Origin of the sequence: Kitasatospora sp. NPDC088779 (genome assembly GCF_040685395.1) — a bacterium.
Taxonomy (GTDB): Bacteria; Actinomycetota; Actinomycetes; order Streptomycetales; family Streptomycetaceae; genus Kitasatospora.
The window spans coordinates 79,267-94,755 of record NZ_JBFBHW010000017.1 but is presented as its reverse complement, the minus strand read 5'-3'; the positions used below and the strand labels follow the sequence as shown (position 1 = coordinate 94,755).

Genomic DNA, 15,489 nt, shown 5'->3' with positions numbered 1-15,489 from the left:
ACTTGCGCTAACAAGTAAGTAATGAGCAAATTCCTTGCATTGGCAGCACCTGCACTTCGGGCGCCCGCCAGAATGCCATGAACATTTCATAACTCAGGCTCCACAGCACGCCTTTGGGAACGCCGACCGGCACCCCGGAAATCGCCGCCCGAAACCGTGAACCCGTGGCGCCACCCGTCCGTAGACACTGGGTAGACACACACAGGGGGAAGCCTCAATGACGCAGCCTCAGGCCACCGCCACCACCAACGCCCCGATGGTGGCCGTGACCGACCTCCGGCGCAGCTTCGGCACCGGCGAGCGGACCGTGCACGCGCTGCGCGGCGTCTCCTTCACCGTCGGCCGCGGCGAACTCGCCGCGCTCAAGGGCCGGTCCGGCTCCGGCAAGACCACCCTGCTCAACCTGGTCGGCGGCCTGGACGCCCCGACCGCCGGCAGCATCGCCCTGGACGGCACCGACCTCGCCGAACTGGACGAGGACGGCCGGCTCGCCCTGCGGCGGGAGCGGATCGGCTTCGTCTTCCAGTCCTTCGGGCTGATCCCGATGCTCACCGCCGCCGAGAACGTCGGCGTGCCGATGCGGCTGCGCAAGGTCTCGGCCGCCGAACGCGAGGAGCGCGCGCACACCCTGCTGGCCCTCGTCGGCCTCGCCGACCAGGCCAACCAGCGGCCCGGCGAACTCTCCGGCGGCCAGCAGCAGCGCGTCGCCATCGCCCGCGCGCTGGCCAACGAGCCCGGCCTGATCATCGCCGACGAGCCGACCGGCCAGCTGGACTCGGAGACCGGCCGCTCGATCATGCAGCTGCTGCGCGCCGTCGTCCGCAGCGAGGGCGTCACCGTGGTGGTCGCCACCCACGACCCGACGCTGATGGAACTCGCCGACCGGGTGATCGAGCTGCGTGACGGGCGGATCGTCGAGGAGGCGGCGAAGCCGGCCGCGTAGGGGTGGCCCGGGGGTACGCCGGCCTGTCCGGCCTGTCCGGCCTGTCCGGGCCGTTCGGTCGGGCGGGCCTGTCCGGTCGGGCGGGCCCGCGCTCCCGGGCGCGGCCGGTGGTGGAACCGGCCGCGCTCCGCGAGCCCGTTCAGGGTGCCTTGAGCACCGCCTCGCAGGCTCGGCACCGCCGGGTGCGCTGGGACGGCGGGTACCACGGCTCGCCGGGCCCGGCCGGGCGGTAGGACTCCCGTTCGAGGTCCGCCGTGTCGAGGCCGCAGAAGGTCACCGGCCCCGGATCCTCCGGCACGTCCGGATCCGGCGGCGCCGCGTGCACCCAGCGAATCCGCGCGCCCACGTCGACCTCGCCCGCGTCCAGCACCTCGGTGGACGGCTCCAGCTCGACCAGCACGACCACTCCGCTCATACCTCGACCCTGCGCCCCTACGGCGGCTCGCGCATCCGGTGGCGGGCCCCCTCCCGGTCAGGCCCCGGGGAGGGTGATCGACTGAGCGTGGTGGAACACCTCCGCGCCGTCCCAGTACGCCTTGGTGCGCTGCAGCCGCGGGTAGTTCCCCTTGTAGTAGAGCCGCTGGTAGGCCGGGTCCGGCTGGTCGGCCGTGCCCAGGTCGACGTCCGGGTAGTTGACGTAGGCGCCGTCCGTCGCGGTGTCGATCTCCGGGACACCGCCGGTCTCCCGGTAGACGTCCCGGTAGAGCCCGCCGAGGTACGCCAGGTGGTCGGCGTCCTGGGCCTCGTCGGTCCAGTACGTCTGGTACTGGAGCTTCATGATCGAGTCGCGCTGGGGGACAGCGGTCTCCTCGGGCCCGCGGGTGTTGATCCGGCAGCCGTAGGAGTCGATCTGCACCAGCGTCTTCGTGAGGTCCACGCCCTCGACCTCCCGCACCAGCCAGTCCCAGAAGGTGGCGATCTGGGCCCGGCTGAACGGCTCGCGGTGGTAGGCCGACTTGTACTTGCCGCGCTGGTTGTCGCCCGACGGGTTGAGCGTCATGGTGGCCTGGAACCAGGGCAGTTGGCGACGCTTCTCCGGGTAGGGCAGGAACAGCCCGCCGGCGCTGTGGGTCTGGACCACCGACCGCGTCGCCATCCCGCGCTCGACGGCCGCCAGGAACGCGTCGAGCGGCCCCGGGTCGTCACCGTCCCACTGGCTCACCAGGACTACGTTCCCGTTGGAGCGGTGGGTGAGCTTGAGGATCGCGAACAGGCCCTGGTAGGTCGGCTCCCGCGGGCCGCTGTGCTCGGCCATGAAGGCGCCGAAGTTGCGCACCAGGGTCTCGAAGTCGCCGGGCCGCTCCACCAGTTCGCCCCAGGGCCAGGCGACGCTGCTGAGCCAGACCCGGGGCGGCGGCTTCGGCACGCCAACCGCGAAGTGGTAGCGCAGCACCACCCCGAAGTTCCCGCCGCCGCCCCCGGTGTGGGCCCAGAAGAGGTCCGCCTCCGGGGAGCCCTCGCCGTCGTCGCGGTGCGCCCTGGTCACCACAGCGGTGCCGCCCCGCACGGTGACCACGTCGACCTGGACCAGGTGGTCCACGGTGAGCCCGTGCCGCCGCGAGAGCAGGCCGAACCCGCCGCCGCAGATGTGCCCGCCCGCGCCGACCGAGTAGCAGGACCCGGCCGGCAGCGTCACCGCGTACGCGCGGAAGAGCGTGGTGTAGACGTCCCAGTTGGTGGCCCCGCCCTCCACGCAGTACGTCGGACGGCCGAACTTGTCCGTGGCGGCGGCGACACCCCGCATCATGCTGAGGTCGAGGATGACGCCCCCGTCGTTGTCGACGAAGCCCTCGTAGCAGTGGCCGCCGCCGCGGACGGTCGGCCGCATCCCGTGGTCCAGCGCCCGGTTCAACTCGCCCACGGCGTCGGCCTCGTCGGCCACCAGGCGGATGTGGGCGGGGCTGCTGCGCCAGCGCTGGTTGAAGCCCTGGCCGAGCGTCCGGTAGCGGGGATCGCCCGGCCGGACCGACCGCCCCTCCGGCGGCTCCCGGCGCGCCCCGGCCGCGGGCGCCGTGCCCGTCGAGCCGGCGGACACCCCGGCCGCCGCACCGGCGGTGCCCAGGAATCCCCGTCGGGAGAATGCGCCCTCCATGGCCCGACCTCACTTTCTCGGCGATGAGAGAAGCTGGCGGCGGCACGCTAACACAGGTATTCGAGGGTGGGAATCCTTTAACGAACTAGTGTGACAGTACGTCATTTTCGGCGAATCAGCGCAGGTCCCAGGCCGCTGCGGGCCCGGCGGCCGATTGTCAGTGGTATCGGCTACGGTCCCCGACATCCGAGAAGAATCCGAGATGAACTCGTTTCCGAGGAGGGCCGGATGGCGATCCACCGCCGCATTCACGCCGCATACCCGGTTCGCGCCGTCATCCGCTTTCGCACGGCCATCCGCGTTCACGCCGTCCTCCGGGGGCTCGGCCGGAAAACGCGGATGTGGTGGCCGGCGCCGCCGACCACCACATCCGTTCACACGTACCTCAGGCCTCCGGGGGCCGCGCGGCCAGTCCTGCCGGGCGGGCCTTGCGGGCCGCGCGGGCCGGCACCGGCCAGCCGCTCGGCCCCGTCAGGCCGCCGGGAAGATCGCCGCGTCCGGCTTCAGCAGCTGGCCCGGCTTCGGCGCGGTGCCGTCGACCAGGTAGCGGGTGACCAGCGCGTTCAGCGCCTGGCTGCGGCCGACGGCGCAGTGCTCGATCGAGTCCACGCTGACCAGCACGGCGTTGCCCAGCTGCTGCTGCATCCGCTGGGCGAACTTGTACTGGGTGGCCGGGTCGTAGAGGTTGCCGATCACCATGACGGTGTTCGAGGTCTTCTTGTTCCACGGGCCGCTGAAGCGCTCGGCGTCCCGGGCCGGGGCCGGCCAGCTCGCGCAGGCGGGCGCGTCGAAGGCCTGGTAGCGGCCGAAGGTCGGCGACTCCTTCTCCCAGGCCTTGGCGACGTTCGGGAAGACCCGGTCGTTCGACGGGTACGGCTTGTCCTGGCAGTTGACGCCCATGTAGGAGTCGTCGGCGGTGTACTCGGAGTCGGCCGGGGCCTCACGCAGCGCCCGCGGGGCGTTCACCGCGAGGATGTTGGCGTCGTCGTCCGAGACGGTCGCCTTCGGCGCCATCAGCGTGTTCGCGGCCGGCTTCTGGACCAGCTGGTACGTCGCCTGCAGCGACTTGGCCAGCGGCGCCAGCTTGGCCTGCGAGTACAGCGCGCTGGCCACCTCGCTGGTGAAGGTGCTCAGCGTCACCTGGGAGCCGTTCGGCAGGGTGACCGGGCTGGTCCGCAGGTGGTCGCGGAGCTGGTCGAACTTGGCCCGGGTGTCGCCCTCGCCGAAGGCGCAGCGCGGGGCGCCGGCGGCCTGGCAGCGCTTCAGGAACTCGTCCAGGGCCAGCTCGAAGCCGCCCGCCCGCTGACGGTCGTACTCCAGGCCGTCGTGCAGGCGCAGGTTCGGGTCGACGTTGCCGTCGACGATGATCGTGCGCACCTTGTTCGGGTACATCCCGGCGTAGGTCGCGCCGATCAGGGTGCCGTAGGAGAACCCGGCGAAGTTGAGCTGGGAGTCGCCGACGGCGCGGCGCATCCGGTCGAGGTCGCGGACCACGTTGATGGTCGACATGTGCTCGATCAGAGGGCCGGCGTTCTTGCTGCACGCGTCGGTGTAGTCCTGGTCCGCGTCCAGCGTCTCGTTGATCTCGGCCTTGGTGACCGGCACGCCGACCATGCGGCCGTTGACCGCGTCGGCGTCCTCCTGGGTCTTGAAGCACTTGAGCGGGTTGCTCCGGGCCACGCCACGGGGGTCGAAACCGACCAGGTCGAAGCGCGACTGCACCTCGGTACCGAACCGGGTGGTGGTCGCCCACAGGTAGCCGCTACCACCCGGGCCGCCCGGGTTGAGGAACAGCGAGCCGATCCGCTTGGACGGGTCGCTCGCCCGCCGGCGCATCATGGCGATGCCGATCTTCTCACCCGACGGGTTGTCATAGTCCAGCGGAACCGGGTACACGGCACAGTCGTAGATACCTGGGTCCGGCTTGCTCGGGTCGGGGTTACACGGGGTCCAGTTGACAGCGGCGACCTTCGCCTCGGCCGCCGCACCCGGCGCCAGGTCTATCGGCGCTGCCGATGCCGCGACAGCACTACCGGTGACGAGGGCGAGGGCGCAGGTGACCGCTCCGGCCAGCGTGGATATACGGGACAAGGAACCTCCTCAGTACTGAAAGGGCGGCCCCAGCCTGTCAGTCTGAGATCTCCATGTGAAGACCTGGAAGCAGCGTAAATGTTTCGATGCCGTCCACTTTGCGACCGGATTATTCTGTGAATGAACCAACTTGACGGTTGATTGACCTGATTGCTCGTCACCACCGAGCCACCACCCCGGCCACCGCCGCATCCGGGCCGCCGGAGCGCCGCCCTACGGCACTTCGTGCGGCGAGGCCGCCACACCCCGCCGGGGGCGCCTTTTCAAACTGCCTCCAAGCGACGGGAGTTCGAAGAAACGCCCTACCGTCCGGCCGTCCCGCGCAGCGCAGCCGCCACCAGCCCCTGGACCTCGTCCACGCGGACTTCCCCGCCGCCCACCAGCCGGTCGAAGACCAGTCCGTCGACGCAGGCCAGCAGGGTGGCGGTCCGCCCGTCGGGGTCGGGCACACCCTGGTCGGCCAGGAAGGTGCGGACGGCGGCGCGCGCCGCGCCGCGTAGGACGTGTCCCGCCGTTCCCGCCGGGCGCGCGACGCCGGGAATGACGAGACTCGCCCTGGGCGCACCGCCCGGCCACCCTCGACCCCGGAGGGACCGGCGTCACCGCGGCCCGCACCGTCCGGGAACCGGTCGGTGCGGCCGTCGACTTGACCGGGAAACTGATGAGGCGCCATATTACTTTCATGACACAACGCCCCGACGCCGGCAGCGGCGCCCCCACTCTCGACCAGGCGCGCCGCCAGATCGCCCGCTACGGCCTCACGGCCGACCCGCAGGCGATCCTGGTCGCGGCCCGGCTGATGGCGGCGGGCGCCCGGATCGGCCAGGCCGGGGAGGTGCACTTCGCCCGGTTCGGGCTCTCCACCGGCCGCTACCGACTGCTGGCCGACCTGGAGGACCACGGCGGCGAGAAGTCGCCCTCCCAGCTCGCGGCCGGCCTCGGCGTCTCGCGGGCGACCGTGACCGGCCTGGTGGACGGCCTGGAGCGGGAGGGCCTGGTGGTCCGCCGTCCGTCCGCCGAGGACGGCCGCGCCAACGTGGTGGTCCTCACCGCACGCGGCGCGCAGCGGCTGCGCGATCTGGCGCCCGAGCACTTCGCCCGGATGCAGGCACTGGTCGGCGGGCTCTCGGTCGAGGAGCGCGCCACCTTCCTCGACCTCCTGGCCAGGGTGGTCGAGGGTGCCGACGCGCTGACCGCGGACTGACCCGGTCGAGAACGGCGGGCCGCGCAAGGCGGCCCGCCGGCTTCACGACCCAATAGTTAGGCACCTAAGCACTAATAGTTAGCCACCTAATCACTTCACCCCAACACCTCCGCAGGAGAAGCCCATGAGCAAGAAAGCACCCGGCGCACCGCCCCCCTTCACCCTGTGGCGGGAGGTCCTCGTCGCCTACGCGATGCCCGCCGTGATGGCCGGCATCGGCGGGGCCGTCACGCACCAGCCGCAGCTGTTGATCGCCGCGGCCACCACGATCGGCGGCACCTCGGCCGTCGTCGCCACCCTGGTCGGCTCCGCCCTGCGACGCCGGCCCGACCGCTCCCCGGGCGGCCGGGCACCGCGCGCCCTGCTGGCCCCCGCACTCGGCCTGGCCGCCGCGGCCGTCGCACTCACCGTCGGCCTCGCGGCCGCGCACTGGCTGCCGCAGATCCACGGGCTCGCCACCAGCCCCTGGCCCGGCCGCCTTCCGATCGACCTGCCGGTCTCGTCGGCGATCGCGGCCACCGTGATCACCTGGCGCTGGCGCGGCAGCCGCCGGACCCGATCCCCGCAGCACCGACTCTCCACCCGACCGGAAGGACAGACCTCATGATCGTCGTCATGGGCGCCGGAGGCGCCACCGGCGGTGCCACCCTGCGCAGCCTCGCCGCCCTCGGTGCACCGAGCCGCGCACTCAGCCGCGACCCCGCCCGCCTCGCGGCCGGCCTCGACGACCGGACCCTCGCACTGACCGAGACGCTCCCGGCCGACGCCGCCGACCCGAACTCCCTGCGCGAAGCCTTCCGTGGCGCGCACCAGCTCTTCCTCACCATGGCCAACGGCCCGCACCAGGTCCAGCACGAGCTGGCCGCGATCGACGCTGCGGTCGAGAGCGGCGTGGAGCACATCGTCAAGATCTCCGCACCCGCAGCCGAACCGGACTCCCCCGTGGCCGTCTCGCGCGGCCACCACCTGGTCGAGGAGCGCCTGCGCACGTCCGGCGTCACCGCGACGGTGCTGCGGCCGTACGCGTTCATGCAGAAGCTGCTGCTGCTGGCCCCCGGCATCGCCGCCGCCGGGGTGGTGCACGGCGCCATGGGCCAGGCCCGCTGCAACTACGTCGACGCCCGGGACATCGGCGACGCCGCGGCCGAGGTGCTCACCCGCCCGGAGCTCGCCGGCGGAACGTATCCGCTCACCGGCGGCCGGGCGTACAGCTACCCGGAGCTCACCGGGCTGCTCGGCGAGCTGCTCGGCCGCCCGGTCCGCTACCTCGACCTGCCCCCGGCCGGGCTGCACACCCACTTGGTCGAGCGGGCCGGGATGCCGCCCTGGCTGGCCTCCCACGTGGTGGAGATCCAGCAGCTCGCGGCGGTCCGCCGGGAGGCACCCGACGGCACCCTCGCCCACCTCACCAGGCGCGCCCCGCGCACCCTGGAGGCGTTCCTCCAGGAGTACCTGCACCGCTTCCGCTGACCGCCCTGACACCATTCGGGCGCCATTCGGGTCTCTCTCCGGCGCCTCTCGGACACCGCTCCGACGCCTTGGCGGGCCCGGCGGCCGGGCCGGAACCGGGCCGGGAAGCCGGGCCCGCCACCCGAAGGGAGCAGCATTCGCTGTGGCGTGGATCACGATCGAGAATTAGGCCTGACGATCCGTCAATTTGACTGACATCCAGTCACATGACTGCCAGGCCCACCCAGTTGTTGACTGACACAACGTCAGCTCAGGCCATTTCCGGCCTAGTTGAGCCAAGTGTCGGGCCGTACGGCGCCTCGCACCCGGGGCTACCATCAGTCGGGTTGTCCGCTCCGGCCCCGGAGTGGGGTCACCCGGTCAGGCGAGTGCTCCCACCGCCCCGAAGGGCCGGGCATCAGTCGGAACGGGGCGAGGACGAGGAGCGTACGGGCTGCCATGACAGCTGAACCGAGCACGGAGCAGTCCGCCACGCCGCCCCACGCCACACCACCACAGGCCCCACCGCCACAGGCCCTCTTCCCGGGCCGTCCGGCCGCCGCACCGCGCACCCTGGTCGACGTCCTGGACGCCACCGTCCGCGCCCACCCCGACGAACCGGCCCTGGACGACGGGCGCACCGTGCTCGGCTACCGCGCCCTGGCCGCCGAGGTCGAGCAGCTGCGCCGCCGGCTGGCCGCCGCCGGGATCGGCCCGGACGACCGGGTGGGCGTGCGGGTCCCCTCGGGCACCAACGACCTGTACGTCTCGATCCTCGCCGTGCTCGCCGCCGGCGCCGCCTACGTGCCGGTCGACGCAGAGGACCCGGACGAGCGCGCCCAGCTGGTCTTCGGGGAGGCCGGCGTCGCCGCGGTGCTCGGCACCGACCGCGCGCTGACCGTCCACCGCGAACGCCCGGTCCCCGACCCCGGCGAGGCGGCCGCGGAACCCCGCCCCCGCCCGACGCCGGCCGACGACGCCTGGATCATCTTCACCTCCGGCTCCACCGGCCGCCCCAAGGGCGTGGCCGTCACCCACCGCAACGCCGCCGCCTTCGTCGACGCCGAGGCGGCGCTCTTCCTCCAGGACGAGCCGATCGGCCCCGGCGACCGGGTGATGGCCGGCCTGTCGGTGGCCTTCGACGCCTCCTGCGAGGAGATGTGGCTGGCCTGGCGCCACGGCGCCTGCCTGGTGCCCGTCCCCCGCTCCCAGGTACGCAGCGGCGCCGACCTCGGCCCCTGGCTGGCGGAGCAGGAGATCACCGTGGTCTCCACCGTCCCGACGCTGGCCGCGCTCTGGCCGGCCGAGGCGCTCAACGAGGTGCGGCTGCTGATCTTCGGCGGCGAGGCCTGCCCGCCGGAGCTGGTGCAGCGGCTGGTCACCGAGGGCCGCGAGGTCTGGAACACCTACGGCCCCACCGAGGCCACCGTGGTCGCCTGCGCCGCGCTGCTGACCGGCGACGGCCCGGTCCGGATCGGCCTGCCGCTGGACGGCTGGGACCTCGCCGTGGTCGACGAGACCGGCGAGCCGGTCGCGGCCGGCGGTACCGGCCAGCTGGTGATCGGCGGGGTCGGCCTGGCCCGCTACCTCGACCCGGAGAAGGACGCCGAGAAGTACGCGCCGCTGGCCTCGCTCGGCTGGGAGCGGGCGTACCGCAGCGGCGACCTGGTCCAGGCCGACCCGGCCGGCCTGCTGTTCCTCGGCCGCACCGACGAGCAGATCAAGCTCGGCGGCCGCCGGATCGAACTCGGCGAGGTCGACGCGGCGCTCCAGGCCCTGCCCGGCGTGGCGGGCGCGGCCGCCGCCGTCCGCACCGCGCGCGGCGGCAACCAGCTGCTGGTCGGCTACCTGGTCGTCCAGGACGGCTTCGACCGCGAGCAGGCCGTCGAGAAGCTGCGCGCCGAGTTGCCGGCCGCCCTGGTGCCGCTGCTCGCGCCGGTCGACACCCTGCCCACCCGCACCTCCGGCAAGGTCGACCGGGCCGCCCTGCCCTGGCCGCTGCCCGAGCTGGAGAACGCCGGGCCGAGCGAGCAGCTGTACGGCACCGAGGCCTGGCTGGCCGAGCAGTGGACCGAGATCCTCGGTGTGACGGTGAGCGGCCCGCGCGACGACTTCTTCGGCATCGGCGGCGGCAGCCTGGCCGCCGCCCGGCTCACCACGCTGCTGCGCACCCGCTACCCGAACGCCGCCGTGCTGGACGTCTACCAGCACCCGACGCTGCGCAAGCTCGCCCGGCACCTGGAGCGCACCGCCGCCCAGAGCGGCCAGGCCCGCACCATCGCCCTGGTGCCGACCCGGGCCAAGCTGCTCCAGCTGCTCCTGCTGATCCCGCTGTTCACCGTGGTCGGCCTGCGCTGGACGGTCGCCCTGCTGGCGGCCGGCAACCTGCTCTCCCACCTCGGCGACTACCCGTGGGCGCCCACCGCCTCCTGGTGGGCGGTCGGCGCGGGCGCCCTGGCGCTGTACAGCCCGGCGGGCCGGCTAGCGATCGCGGCCGGCGGCGCCCGGCTGCTGCTGCGCGGCCTGCGCCCGGGCAGCCATCCACGCGGCGGCGCCGTCCACCTGCGGCTCTGGACCGCCGAGCGGCTCTCCGAGCTCAGCGGCGCCACCGCGCTGTCCGGCGCCTGGCTGGTCCGCTACGCCCGGGCGCTGGGTGCCAAGGTCGGGCCCGAGGTCGACCTGCACTCGCTGCCGCCGGTCACCGGGATGCTGAAGCTGGGCCGGGGCTGCGCCGTCGAGGCCGAGGTGGACCTGTGCGGCTACTGGCTGGACGGCGACCGGCTGGAGGTCGGCCAGGTCAAGGTCGGCTCCGGCGCCGTGGTCGGCACCCGCTCGACCCTGCTGCCCGGCGCCCGGGTCGGCAAGCGCGCCCAGGTACTGCCCGGCTCCAGCGTCACCGGGCACGTGCCGACCGGCCAGCGCTGGGGCGGCGCGCCCGCCGTCAAGCTGGGCCGCGTCGAGCGGGCGTGGCCCAAGGAGCGCCCGCCGCACCGGGTCTTCTGGGCCGCGCTCTACGGTGCCAGCGGCACGGCGCTCGGCCTGCTCCCGGTGGCGCCCGCGCTGGCCGCGCTCGCGGTCCTCGCCGGTTTCGTCCACCAGGGCGACGGCCTCGGCGCGGCGCTCGGCGGCGCGCTGCTCGGCCTGCTGCCCGCCACCCTGGCGTACGGCGCGGTGTACGCGGCGCAGCTGGTGGCCGCCGTCCGGTTGCTGAGCCGCGGTCTGGTCCCCGGGGTGCACCCGCTGCACGGCCGGGTCGGCTGGCAGGCGTGGACCGTCACCCAGCTGATGGACCGGGCCCGGGAGGTGCTCTTCCCGCTGTACGCGGGGCTGGTCACGCCGCTGTGGCTGCGGGCGCTCGGGATGAGGGTCGGCCGGGGCGCGGAGGTGTCCACAGTGCTGGCGCTGCCCAGCCTGACCACCGTCGGCGACGGCGCGTTCCTGGCCGACGACACCCTGATCGCGCCGTACGAGCTGGGCGGTGGCTGGGTGCGGCTCGGCGAGGCGAAGGTCGGCGAGCGGGCGTTCCTCGGGAACTCGGGAATGACCGCGCCGGGGCGGGCGGTGCCCAAGCGGGGCCTGGTGGGCGTGCTGTCGGCGACGCCGGAGAAGGCCAAGAAGGGCGGCTCGTACCTGGGCATGCCGCCGATGCGGCTGCCGCGCGCGGCGGACGAGGCCGACCAGAGCCTGACCTACGAGCCGCCAGCCCGGCTGCTCTGGGCGCGCGGACTGGTCGAGCTGGCCCGGCTGCTGCCGGTGCTCGCCTCGGGGGCGCTCGGCGTGCTGACCGTCGCGGTGCTGTCCCGGCTGTCCGTCTCCTGGTCGGCGGGCGTGGCCGCGCTGCTCTCGGGCCTGGTGCTGCTGGGCGCCGGCGCGGTGGCCTGCCTGGTCGCGGTGGCGGCGAAGTGGCTGCTGGTCGGCCGGTTCCGGGCGGTGGAGCACCCGCTGTGGAGCAGCTTCGTGTGGCGCAACGAGCTCGCGGACACCTTCGTCGAGGTGCTGGCGGTGCCGTGGCTGGTCGGCGCGGTGCCGGGCACGCCGGTGCTGAACCTCTGGCTGCGGGCGCTCGGCGCGCGGATCGGCCGCGGCGTCTGGTGCGAGAGCTACTGGCTGCCGGAGGCGGACCTGGTCACCCTCGGGGACGGCGTCACCGTCAACCGGGGCTGCGTGGTGCAGACGCACCTCTTCCACGACCGGATCATGCGGATGGATACTGTGGTCCTCCGCGAGGGCGCCACCCTGGGCCCGGGCGGCATCGTGCTGCCCGGCAGCACGGTGGGCGCGCGCAGCACGCTGGGCCCGGCCTCGCTGGTGATGCGCGCCGAGTCCGTCCCCGCCGACACGCGGTGGCTGGGCAACCCCATCGAGGCGTGGCAGCCCACGTCATGACCACCCGTCCCGGCCCGCAGGAAGTGCCCGCCCCCGTGAAGCCCAAGCACGTCCCGGCGACCGCCGGCGCCCCCGACCCGTACTTCCCGGCCAACGGCGACCACCGCTACCGGGTCCACCGCTACGAGCTCGTGCTGGACTACCGGCCCGGGCCGAACCGGCTGGCGGCCTCGGCCCGGCTGAGCGCCGTGGCGGACGCGGCGCTGGCCGAGTTCGCGCTGGACCTGGCCGAGTTCCGGATCGGGCGGGTGCTGGTCGACGGCAAGGCCGCCCGTTACACCCACCGCGCCGGCAAGCTGCGGATCCGTCCGGCCAGGGCACTGGCGGCGGGGGCGGCGTTCACCGTCGAGGTGCACTACACCGGCAACCCCCGTCCGGTGCGCAGCCCGTGGGGCGGCCTGGGCTGGGAGGAGCTGACCGACGGCTCGCTGGTCGCCAGCCAGCCGATCGGCGCGCCGTCATGGTTCCCGTGCAACGACCGGCCCGCCGACAAGGCGACGTACCAGATCGCGGTCACCACGCCGTCCCCGTTCACCGTGCTGGCGAGCGGCCGGCTGCTGACCCGCACCACCCGGGCGTCCAGCACCACCTGGGTGTACGAGCAGAGCGCGCCGACCTCGCCGTACCTGGTGACGGTGTCGATCGGCCACTACCGGCCGGTGCCGCTGGCGGCCCGCCCGGCCGTGCCGCAGACCGGCTACGTGCCGGAGCGGCTGGTCCCCGCGTTCACCCGGGACTTCGGGCGGCAGCCGGAGATGATGGCGTACTTCGGCGAGGTGTTCGGGCCGTACCCGTTCGGCGAGTACGCGGTGGTCGTCGCGGACGAGGAACTGGACGTCCCCGTGGAGGCGCAGGGCGTCGCCACCTTCGGGACGAACCACCTCGGCGGCGGCTGGGAGCGCGAGCGGCTGATCGCCCACGAGCTGGCGCACCAGTGGTTCGGCAACAGCGTGACGATCGCCGACTGGCGGCACATCTGGCTGAACGAGGGCTTCGCCAAGTACGCCGAGTGGCTGTGGTCCGAGCACGCCGGCGGCCCGGCCGCGGCCACCCACGCCGCCGCCGCGCACGGCCTGCTGGCCGGGCTCCCGCAGGACCTCAGGCTCGCCGACCCGGGCCGCAGGCTGATGTTCGACGACCGGCTGTACCAGCGCGGCGGCCTCGCCGTGCACGCGCTGCGGCGGGCGCTGGGCGAGGACGCCTTCTTCGCGATGCTGCGGGACTGGACGAGCATCCACCGGCACGGCGTCGTCGGCACCGCCGACCTGCTCGCGCACGCCTCCCGGTACGCGGCCGCCCCGCTGGCCCCGGTCTTCGAGGCCTGGCTGCAGCGGCCCGAACTCCCGCCGCTGCCGGGCTGACCGGCCCGGCGGCGACATCGCGAGGCGTTCACGGGGCGATCGCGGGGCGTTTGCGGAGATAACGGGTGGATCCTTCGGAGCGGCCTGGCTAGGTTGGGTTCGTCTGCTGCCCGTCCGTGTTGGCCGGCGGCCCTCGCCTGCGGACCTCGCCGACGGTCTCGTCGGCGGATCTCGTGGCAGACCACGCCGACGGGCCTCCCCGCCGGACCACGCCGAAGGATTCAGAGGATCAGATGACCGATCAGTCCGACGAACTGCTGCCGACCACCCGCCGCGCCCTGCTGCACCGGATCGCCGTCGCCCAGGCCGAAGGCCGCACGCCCTCCCTGGCCGCCGGAGTGGTCCGGGACGGCCGACTGGTCTGGAGCGGCGCCCGCAGCATGATCGACGGACACGCGCCGACCCCCGACGTCCAGTACCGGATCGGCTCGCTCACCAAGACCTTCGTCGCCGTGCTCGTGCTGCGGCTGCGCGACGAGGGCCTGCTCGACCTCGCCGACCCGCTCGCCCGACACCTGCCCGGCACCCCGGCCGACGGCGCGACCGTCGCGCAACTGCTCGCCCACACCGCCGGACTCGCCGCCGAGACACCCGGGCCCTGGTGGGAACGGACCGACGGCTCCCTGCGGCCCGGACTGGACGACCTGCTGGAGCCCGGCACCGCGATCAAGCACCCGGCCGGGCGCCTCCACCACTACTCCAACCCCGGCTACGCGCTGCTCGGCGCGCTGGTCGAGCGGCTGCGCGGCGAGCCCTGGGGCGAGGTGCTGCGGCGCGAGGTGCTGGCACCGCTCGGCATGGACCGCACCACCCTGCTGCCCGAGCACCCGCACGCCGGAGGCTTCGCCGTCCACCCGTGGGCCGACGTCATGCTGCCGGAGCCGCTCACCGACACCGGGCTGATGGGCCCGGCCGGCCAACTCTGGTCCACCGTCGCCGACCTGGCCCGCTGGGCGGCCTTCCTCTCCGCCGGGGACGACAAGGTGCTGGCCGCCGACTCGCTCGCCGAGATGCGCCGGCCCGCCACCGGCCCCGACGACACGGCCTGGACCTCCGGATACGGCCTCGGCCTGCAACTGCGCCGCCACGAAGGCCGGGTGCTGTACGGCCACACCGGCTCGATGCCCGGCTTCACCGCCGCACTGTGGGTCAGCGATGAGGACGGCCTGGCCGCGATCGCCCTGTCCAACGCCACCACCGGCGCCGGCACCACCCTGGTGGCCGCCCAGTTGATCACGCTGACCGCCGAGCACGAGCCCCGGCTGCCCGAACCCTGGCGTCCGCTGCCCGAGGTCGACGAGGAGCTGCTGGCCCTCACCGGCCCCTGGTACTGGGGCACTTCGGCGCAGGCCCTGCGGCTGCGGGCCGACCGCGGCCTCGAACTGACCTCGCTCGTCGGCGGAGCCCGCAGCTCCCGCTTCCGCGCCGAGCCGGACGGCACCTGGACGGGGCTGGACAACTACTACACGGGCGAGACCCTGCGGGTGGTCCGGGCCGCCGACGGCACCGTCAGCCACCTGGACCTCGGCTCCTTCGTCCTCACCCGCGAACCCTACGGCCCCGCGCCCGTCATCCCGGGCGACGTCGACCCGCAGGGCTGGCAGGCCCTCTAGGCCCCGCCGGGGCGCGCGCTTCTCGGAGCACGCCGGTCGCGCGCAACACCACACCCGTCCACGGGAGTTCCGGGGGAATCCCGGGGGAGGGTGGCAGGCCCGGGCGCACAGGCGCCCGGGCTGTCCACCCCCGGCGGGCGAGCGCCCGGTGCCCGGCAGATGACCGGGAGGCGACGGGTGGTCCCATTCAGCAGTTGCACATCTGCGCTCCGCCGCGCCGCAACATGGATGCCAACCGGCTCGGAGAGATATACGGGGACCGGTTCGCGTGCAGGCCCAACGCCTGCGGGCCGGGCCGGTGCCCTGGCGATCCAGGGCGCCGCCGATCGTGCTGCCCTGGAGGGTCCGCC

10 protein-coding genes and 1 pseudogene are annotated in these 15,489 nt (G+C 73.7%); 7 read left to right on the top strand and 4 right to left on the bottom strand.

Annotation, left to right across the window (positions count from 1 at the left end; all coding sequences use genetic code 11):
- Positions 1-217: 217 nt before the first annotated feature.
- Positions 218-943 (top strand): ABC transporter ATP-binding protein, encoded by a 726-nt coding sequence (locus tag AB0P03_RS18555; RefSeq protein ID WP_363585575.1) that lies wholly within the window; start codon positions 218-220, stop codon positions 941-943.
- A 139-nt stretch (positions 944-1,082) separates the two neighbouring features.
- On the opposite strand, the gene AB0P03_RS18550 is transcribed toward AB0P03_RS18555, so the two are convergent.
- From AB0P03_RS18550 to AB0P03_RS18535, 4 genes and pseudogenes are all read right to left on the bottom strand, one after another.
- The gene (locus tag AB0P03_RS18550) at positions 1,083-1,358 is read right to left on the bottom strand and encodes a hypothetical protein (protein WP_363585576.1); all 276 of its coding nucleotides are present in this window, start codon (positions 1,356-1,358) and stop codon (positions 1,083-1,085) included.
- A gap of 57 nt (positions 1,359-1,415) precedes the next feature.
- On the bottom strand, positions 1,416-3,035 hold the full coding sequence (locus AB0P03_RS18545; protein WP_363585577.1) for an FAD-binding protein: 1,620 nt from the start codon (positions 3,033-3,035) through the stop codon (positions 1,416-1,418).
- A gap of 471 nt (positions 3,036-3,506) precedes the next feature.
- On the bottom strand, positions 3,507-5,126 hold the full coding sequence (locus tag AB0P03_RS18540) for an alpha/beta hydrolase (protein WP_363585578.1): 1,620 nt from the start codon (positions 5,124-5,126) through the stop codon (positions 3,507-3,509).
- A gap of 302 nt (positions 5,127-5,428) precedes the next feature.
- Positions 5,429-5,614 (bottom strand): annotated as a pseudogene (locus AB0P03_RS18535) (TetR family transcriptional regulator); the annotation flags it as partial.
- Positions 5,615-5,808: 194 nt separating this feature from the next.
- Between AB0P03_RS18535 and AB0P03_RS18530 the strand changes: the two are divergent.
- The 6 genes from AB0P03_RS18530 to AB0P03_RS18505 all read left to right on the top strand — a co-directional run bounded on the left by AB0P03_RS18530 (position 5,809) and on the right by AB0P03_RS18505 (position 15,139).
- Positions 5,809-6,330, top strand: coding sequence for a MarR family transcriptional regulator (locus tag AB0P03_RS18530; protein ID WP_363373080.1), 522 nt, complete (start codon positions 5,809-5,811; stop codon positions 6,328-6,330).
- A gap of 124 nt (positions 6,331-6,454) precedes the next feature.
- Positions 6,455-6,937 carry a hypothetical protein gene (locus tag AB0P03_RS18525; RefSeq protein ID WP_363585579.1) on the top strand — a complete coding sequence of 161 codons (483 nt, stop codon included), beginning with the start codon at positions 6,455-6,457 and terminating at the stop codon, positions 6,935-6,937.
- A complete protein-coding gene (locus tag AB0P03_RS18520) occupies positions 6,934-7,800 on the top strand; it encodes an NmrA family NAD(P)-binding protein (protein ID WP_363585580.1) in 867 nt (288 codons plus the stop codon). Before AB0P03_RS18525 ends, AB0P03_RS18520 begins: the two co-directional genes overlap by 4 nt.
- Before the next feature lie 438 nt (positions 7,801-8,238).
- Positions 8,239-12,165 (top strand): Pls/PosA family non-ribosomal peptide synthetase, encoded by a 3,927-nt coding sequence (locus AB0P03_RS18515; RefSeq protein WP_363629695.1) that lies wholly within the window; start codon positions 8,239-8,241, stop codon positions 12,163-12,165.
- Complete coding sequence (locus tag AB0P03_RS18510; protein WP_363629693.1) at positions 12,147-13,526, top strand: M1 family metallopeptidase; 1,380 nt, start codon at positions 12,147-12,149, stop codon at positions 13,524-13,526. Before AB0P03_RS18515 ends, AB0P03_RS18510 begins: the two co-directional genes overlap by 19 nt.
- A 233-nt stretch (positions 13,527-13,759) precedes the next feature.
- Positions 13,760-15,139 carry a serine hydrolase domain-containing protein gene (locus AB0P03_RS18505; protein WP_363629691.1) on the top strand — a complete coding sequence of 460 codons (1,380 nt, stop codon included), beginning with the start codon at positions 13,760-13,762 and terminating at the stop codon, positions 15,137-15,139.
- Positions 15,140-15,489 lie beyond the last annotated feature (350 nt).

Bases quoted from the DNA above. Each gene is read 5' to 3' on its own strand.
- AB0P03_RS18555 (WP_363585575.1), top strand. From the start codon at position 218: ATGACGCAGCCTCAGGCCACCGCCACCACCAACGCCCCGATGGTGGCC.
- AB0P03_RS18550 (WP_363585576.1), bottom strand. From the start codon at position 1,358: ATGAGCGGAGTGGTCGTGCTGGTCGAGCTGGAGCCGTCCACCGAGGTG.
- AB0P03_RS18545 (WP_363585577.1), bottom strand. From the start codon at position 3,035: ATGGAGGGCGCATTCTCCCGACGGGGATTCCTGGGCACCGCCGGTGCG.
- AB0P03_RS18530 (WP_363373080.1), top strand. From the start codon at position 5,809: ATGACACAACGCCCCGACGCCGGCAGCGGCGCCCCCACTCTCGACCAG.
- AB0P03_RS18525 (WP_363585579.1), top strand. From the start codon at position 6,455: ATGAGCAAGAAAGCACCCGGCGCACCGCCCCCCTTCACCCTGTGGCGG.
- AB0P03_RS18520 (WP_363585580.1), top strand. From the start codon at position 6,934: ATGATCGTCGTCATGGGCGCCGGAGGCGCCACCGGCGGTGCCACCCTG.
- AB0P03_RS18515 (WP_363629695.1), top strand. From the start codon at position 8,239: ATGACAGCTGAACCGAGCACGGAGCAGTCCGCCACGCCGCCCCACGCC.
- AB0P03_RS18505 (WP_363629691.1), top strand. From the start codon at position 13,760: ATGACCGATCAGTCCGACGAACTGCTGCCGACCACCCGCCGCGCCCTG.